Consider the following 6,531-nt stretch of genomic DNA (forward strand, 5'->3'; position numbering starts at 1 on the left):
AATGATCTTCGCGCTATCGCGAATGCTTCGTTACGATATTAACGATCGCCTTTAGGAAGAAATTGATCTGGGTAATTGCACGCAGCCGATAGCAGGCCGAATTCTAGTGCCTGATCCCTATAGGTTACCTGCTCATCGCTCAATTGGCTCGCCCCCAAGTAGGTCAAGAATGACACCAGAGCGCCGTGCTGCGCTTGACCTTTGTACTGTAGGGACGTTTTTTTCTTCGAAAAGCCGGAGATTGCGGCTACCCAGACACCACCGGTGCGATCCGGGACGCCAAACCTCGCAGATTGACCTTTTCTGTCACGCAGTTCGTGGCGAGAAATGTGGAGCGCTTGTGTGAAGAGATCGCAGCTTGTGAGCGTCAGGAGGACCGAGCGATCCATCTTGCGAAGTAAGTCCACGCGTGGATCACCCGCACCACGACGCTCAATCCATCTTTGGATCGTATGTCGTGTTAATACGAGGATAGAATCGGTCGCCTGCCCGTTTGATATCTCCACCGTCCTGTGGATGTAGCGTATCAAGTCCTGCTCGAAGCCATCCGCTGCGGCGACATACCTCAGCCGAGAATCACGATTCGCGTATCGAACAACGAGGTTGAGAAACAACCTCTTCTCGTGTTCTTCAGCTCTGGCATAGATGCACCCTGGGTGCCGGCGGAGCCGCGCTGCCACTCTGCCGAGCGCGATCAGGTTTCGTCCGGTTTTCTTCGAGAACGCCTCCGGCACAAAGTTTGGGGAAGGCGCTTGGGCCGCCGCTTCTACTATCAACTTGGTGGTGAGACCCCGTGCAAGATAGGTTTGCGCGGCGCCTTCGGAAAATTCGGAAAACATGGGGCCTCGATGCGAAAGGTCCAACAACTCTGGGGCTGCATCGAGTTTCTTGCAAGTGAAACGTTTTGATTGCGAAGGCTTGACCTGCCAACGGAAACCAGCATGCTGGCGGTTATGAGTGTAAGTTGGTGATAAGGCGAGAATTTCTGCTTCGCTGTGTATGAGTTTCTTTGTATTCCTGTCGCGCGGGGGGAAAAGGACTGCCCGAACTCGGACGAAAGTTTAAAGCTCTTGCCTCGCGGTGCTCTCAGGCAGGCGCGTTTTATATTCTGGCTGTATTGGTGATTTGTTCTCCAGTTTTGGCGCAAGAGGAACCGTCGATGAAACAGCTGAGAATTCTAGCCATCTACTCCGGATCGAGCACGCTCTCCGCAAACGTTGAGGTTGAGACAGGATTTGCGTCGGTATTTTCATCTTCCGAAGGGCAGCCAAGATACGAGATATATGCAGAGTACCGGGACGCGCAGAGGTTTCCAACAAGCGCCGACGAGCGGACTTTTCTTGACTCCATGTTGGCAAAGTATCGAGATCAAATCTTCGACGTCTTTGTAACGGTGGGCCCCGAAGCACTTTCCTTGGGCGTAGAGTTGAGGCGCTCCATAGCACCTAACGCACCTCTTGTATTTGGGGGTGTCCAAGATGCGACTTTGAAACAGTTTTCCGATATCGAAGGACTGTATGGCGTCATTTCAACATTTGATCTGCGCGGTACATTTGAATTGGCGCGTCAGATGCAACCCGAAGCGATGCGCGCTGTGGTCTTCACTGGGTCCGCCGATTTCGATGAGAGGTGGCGGTCATTTGCTATCGAGGAACTTTCGGATGTCTCTCCGCTGAGTGTTGAATTCGTCTCGGGTCTGACACTAGAGGAGTTCAAAGCCCACGCGGCCGCTCTTCGTCCTTCGGACATTCTCTTGGTGTTGACCATCTTCGAGGATGCTGTCGGCCGGCGGTTTGTGCCCGCAGATGCCTTGGCGGCCATCACTGAAGTGTCGGGAGCGCCCACTTACGGTGTCTATAGTTCCAACATCGGTCGCGGGGTTGTTGGGGGTAGCTTCTCAACTTTCGAAGCCACTGGCGCAGCGATTGCCGAGCAGTCACTTAAGATTTTGGACGATCCCTTCGCAGCAGAGTCGCGTGTTCTGGTGCCGGTGTCGGCTGTTTTGGACTGGCGAGAGCTCAGGCGCTTTGATCTGGATCCTGACAGACGGCCCGCGGGTAGTCAGCTTCTCTTTTACGATCCGAGCGTGTGGGAGCGCTATGGACCGCAAATTCTTGCGGCCATTGCGATTATTCTGCTCCAGTCGAGCACCATCGCAGCGCTTATAGTCTTGGAGCGCCGTCGCCGGAGAAGCAGCGAGGAGCTCATGCAGCGCAGAATGGAGATGGCCAGGCTGTCTCGTATCGCTCAGCTTGGTGAACTCTCCGGCGCCATCGCGCATGAGCTGAACCAACCTCTTACATCCATACTCGCGAATGCAGAGGCAGGCTCAGCGCTCCTCACTCAAATCCAGCCAGATCTGACCGAAATCGGCGAGGTACTGCAAGATATCGCGGAGGATAACAGGCGCGCCGCAGATATCATAGTCAATCTGCGGCGTCTCATGGCCAATGATAGCGGCGGGCTGAAACGCGCGGATCTAAACGATGTCGCGCGCTCGACCATGCGGCTTATCTCGAACGAAATGGTCGCTCGTGGGGTGGACGTGGCGTTGCGCTTGTCGGACGAAATGCTCATCGTGGAAGCTGACGTGCAACAGCTTCAGCAGGTGCTCCTTAATCTCGTACTAAATGCGGCCGACGCGATGGCGGATCAACAGACGCGAAAGATGATCATCACCACAGAGCTGGATCCGAACAACCGGCGCCTTCTGACGGTGTCAGACAATGGTCCTGGTTTGCCTGACGCGCTGACCGATGACCCCTTCAAGCCATTCGCAACATCAAAGTCACAAGGGATGGGACTGGGACTTTCAATCAGCCAGAACATCGCAGAGGCGCATGGCGGCGAGTTGCGCTTCACCCGAAGCACGAAGGAGGGGGCTTGTGTTGAGCTGGCCTTGCCTGCGCCTTGACCCGACAACTGCAAGAGACTTTCCGTGTTCACATCGTGGATGATGATGACAGTGTGCGCCGTGCGCTCAGTCGCTTACTGAGGAGTACCGGTGTTGACGTCCAAGCGCATTCGAGTGGCGAGGAGCTACTGAAAGAATTTTCGCCCCAGCCCCCTGCCTGCGCGATAGTCGACATGTACCTCCCGAAGATGAATGGCTTTGAATTAAAAAAGCGAATCGCGGCGATTGCTCCAAGTCTCCCAGTGATCTTCCTTACCGGCCGTGGCGATATCGAAATGGGTGTGCAAGCTATGAAGGAAGGCGCGTTTGATTTTCTCACGAAGCCCGTAAATCCACAACTACTCCGTACGGCTATTGCTGCCGCCGAAAAACTTGTTGCCGAGAGCGAATCGTCCACGCGTGACGCGGCTCGCTACGAAGAGCGGCTGAAAAACCTCACTAGGCGTGAGGCTCAAGTGATGGAAGCAGTCGTTGCCGGCGATCTGAACAAGCAAATCGCGCATGATCTTGGTCTGGCGGAGAAAACTGTCAAAGTCCATAGGGCGCGGGTCATGAAGAAGATGGGTGTGCGCAGCATCGCGCACCTCGTTCGAGTATGTGTTACGAAGCAGATTGATCAATCCTGACGTAGGCCTTGAGGCCAACTAGTCAGGCAGATCACGAGTCTCATAGACTCGGACAATGGACGCTAAAACCGCAACCACCCTGATTGTCGAAGATGATGCCGCTGTAAGTCGGGCACTTTCGCGCGCAGTGCGGTCCTTCGGATTCGATGTCGCCGTCTTTGGAGACGGTGAAGCAGTGCTTGCGAGCGAAATAGAGCATGGCACGGCGCTTCTGCTGCTCGACCTGCACCTTCCAGGCATTGCGGGCGCGGAGCTGATCAGTGAACTCCTCCTCCGCGCGCCTCAACTTCGCATTGTCGTGATGACGGGCCGCGACATCACGGGGGCTAGAGAGGCCTGCCTCGCGGCGGGGGCCATATCCTACATCAACAAGCCGATTTCTCGATCCGATCTCGCAGCGCTGCTTGCAGGCTGAGGTGAAAAGCGAGGGAGCGGAGTAGGTACTTGGTCCAACTATGCAGACTACGCGAGGAAAGCGAACTTCCCTACATGACACCGTCTTTTCCGGGACCTTTATCGAGTTCGTTTTCAAGCTACAGGCGGCGCCAGAAGTATTTATATGAAAGGGAGACACTTATGTCACCGAGACTTCAAGTACGTTTACTTTTAATGGCCGTGATCTCCTTTGGGATATCAAACGGTCAGGTCGTTGCCCAGGAATCACAGGCGACTGAAACTGAGACTTCGTCGAACTCCACTGCGAAGCCGAACATTCTCGTCATCTGGGGCGATGATGTCGGCCAATCTAACATTTCCGCATACACGCGGGGGCTGATGGGCTACGAGACGCCTAACATCGACCGGATCGCCAAAGAGGGTATGATCTTCACCGACTACTACGGTGAACAATCCTGCACCGCCGGCCGCTCCTCCTTCATCATGGGCCAGTCAGTATTCCGCACTGGCCTGTCCAAAGTGGGTCTCCCCGGCGCACAGGAGGGGATGCAGGTCGAAGATCCAACCATCGCGGGCCTGCTCAAGGCCGAGGGCTACGCTACCGGCCAGTTCGGCAAGAACCACCTCGGCGACCGCGACGAGCACCTACCGACCAACCATGGATTCGATGAGTTCTTCGGCAACCTCTACCACCTCAACGCCGAGGAAGAGCCCGAGAACGAGGACTACCCGGCCGACATGATGATCGGAGACGGACAGACTTTCCGGGAAGCCTTCGGTCCTCGTGGCGTCATCCATTCCTACGCTGACGGTGAAATCGAGGATACCGGACCGCTCACGAAGGCGCGTATGGAAACCGTGGATGACGAGACCACCGCTGCGGCGATCGACTTCATTGAACGCGCACATGAGCAGGGTACGCCTTGGTTCGTGTGGTGGAGCGGCACCCGCATGCACTTCCGCACGCACGTCAGTGAAGAGAACCGGGCACTGGCCAACGAGATCGTCGGCAAACCGGTCGACGAATATACAGCCGGCATGCTCGAGCATGACGCTGATATCGGCGTGTTCCTCGACAAGCTCGATGAGCTTGGTATCGCCGACAACACGATCGTCTTCTACTCCACCGACAACGGCCCGCATATGAACACTTGGCCGGATGCGGGGATGACGCCCTTCTGGGGTGAAAAGAACACCAACTGGGAAGGCGCCTGGCGTGTGCCCGCGATGGTGCGCTGGCCGGGTCATATCCCCGAGGATGAGGTCGTCAACGAGATCGTCCACCACATGGACTGGCTGCCGACCTTCCTTGCCGCCGCCGGGAACGAAACGATCAAGGACGACCTGCTCGACGGCATCACTGTCGCCGAAGTTGGCGAGGGTCGTGACTACAAGGTCCACCTCGACGGCTACAACATCCTGCCATTGCTGACCGGTGAAACCGAGGAGAGCCCCCGAAAGGAGATCTTCTACTTCTCCGATGATGGCGACCTGATGGCTCTGCGCTATGCCGATTGGAAGATCACCTTCCTGGAGCAAAAGGCTTGGAGCACTTTCCGCGCCTGGATCGAGCCGCTGACGCCGCTACGCACGCCGCTGATCTTCAACCTGCGCCGCGATCCCTACGAGCGTGGCTACCGGACCTCGAACACCTACTACGATTGGATGCTCGACCACGCCTATATGCTGGTGCCTGCACAGTCCTACGTGGCGAACTTCCTCGAAACCTTCCAGGAATTCCCGCCACGTCAAGAAGCGGCCTCCTTCAGCCTCGACAAGGTTATGGAGAAGCTCTCGCAAGCGGGCGGCACTCAATGACCGCGGGCCTGTAAGGATTGAAAAGACCGGCCCTGTGCAACAAGCGCAGGGCCGGTCCCAATTCCACCACCTCGAACCTTTCCGAAAGGTCGTTTCCCATGCGCCTGCTCACAGCTACTACCTGCCTGACGCTTTTGGCCGTTGCAGCGTACGCCGACCCGCTGCCATCCTGGAATAACACCGAGGCAAAGGCGACCATCATCGAGTTTGTGGATACGGTCACCGACCCCGCCTCAGAGGACTTCGTTCCTCAAGCTGACCGCATTGCCACGTTCGACAACGACGGCTGCCTCTGGGCCGAGCAGCCGGTCTACTTCCAGCTTCTCTACGCCATCGACGTGCTGAAGGAGAAGGCTGCGAGCGACCCTTCGATCCTGACCTCGGATGCGCTCAAGGCAGGCGCCGAGGGCGACGTCGAGGGCATCCTCGCCAGCGGGATGGAGGGCTTGCTGGAGGTGATCAACGTCTCGCACTCCGGCCTGACCGTGGACGAGTTCCAGAGCGATGCGCATGACTGGCTGTCGACGGCCTCGCATCCGACGACGGACAAGCCATATATCGAGATGATCTACCAGCCGATGCTCGAGCTGCTCAGCTACCTGCGCGACGAGGGGTTCAGCACCTACATCGTCTCGGGCGGGGGCATCGACTTCATTCGCGCCTTCTCGGAAGACACCTACGGCATCCCGCCTTGGCAGGTGGTCGGCACCGAGGGCAACACCGCCTATGAGGTGGTCGATGGCACGCCGATGCTGACCAAGAACGGCGGCGTCACCT

Annotated in this window: 6 protein-coding genes; 5 read left to right on the forward strand and 1 reads right to left on the reverse strand. The window is 57.0% G+C overall.

The annotated features are described in order from the left end of the window. Positions 1 to 38: 38 nt before the first annotated feature. On the reverse strand, positions 39 to 839 hold the full coding sequence (locus tag ACXAJT_RS23565) for a hypothetical protein (protein WP_475239993.1): 801 nt from the start codon (positions 837 to 839) through the stop codon (positions 39 to 41). A 320-nt stretch (positions 840 to 1,159) separates the two neighbouring features. Here ACXAJT_RS23565 and ACXAJT_RS23570 point away from each other — a divergent pair, with 320 nt between their 5' ends. The 5 genes from ACXAJT_RS23570 to ACXAJT_RS23590 all read left to right on the forward strand — a co-directional run. Continuing rightward, positions 1,160 to 2,914 carry a sensor histidine kinase gene (locus tag ACXAJT_RS23570; RefSeq protein ID WP_475239995.1) on the forward strand — a complete coding sequence of 585 codons (1,755 nt, stop codon included), beginning with the start codon at positions 1,160 to 1,162 and terminating at the stop codon, positions 2,912 to 2,914. Between the two features lie 35 nt (positions 2,915 to 2,949). Continuing rightward, positions 2,950 to 3,540, forward strand: coding sequence for a response regulator transcription factor (locus ACXAJT_RS23575; RefSeq protein WP_475239998.1), 591 nt, complete (start codon positions 2,950 to 2,952; stop codon positions 3,538 to 3,540). A 55-nt stretch (positions 3,541 to 3,595) separates the two neighbouring features. Next, positions 3,596 to 3,955 carry a response regulator gene (locus ACXAJT_RS23580; protein WP_475240000.1) on the forward strand — a complete coding sequence of 120 codons (360 nt, stop codon included), beginning with the start codon at positions 3,596 to 3,598 and terminating at the stop codon, positions 3,953 to 3,955. A 161-nt stretch (positions 3,956 to 4,116) separates the two neighbouring features. Continuing rightward, the gene (locus ACXAJT_RS23585; protein WP_475240002.1) at positions 4,117 to 5,754 is read left to right on the forward strand and encodes an arylsulfatase; all 1,638 of its coding nucleotides are present in this window, start codon (positions 4,117 to 4,119) and stop codon (positions 5,752 to 5,754) included. Positions 5,755 to 5,852: 98 nt separating this feature from the next. Continuing rightward, a partial coding sequence (locus ACXAJT_RS23590; protein ID WP_475240005.1) for an HAD family hydrolase occupies positions 5,853 to 6,531 on the forward strand: 679 nt, incomplete at its 3' end.

The organism is Salipiger sp. ABF4_146 (assembly GCF_056161345.1).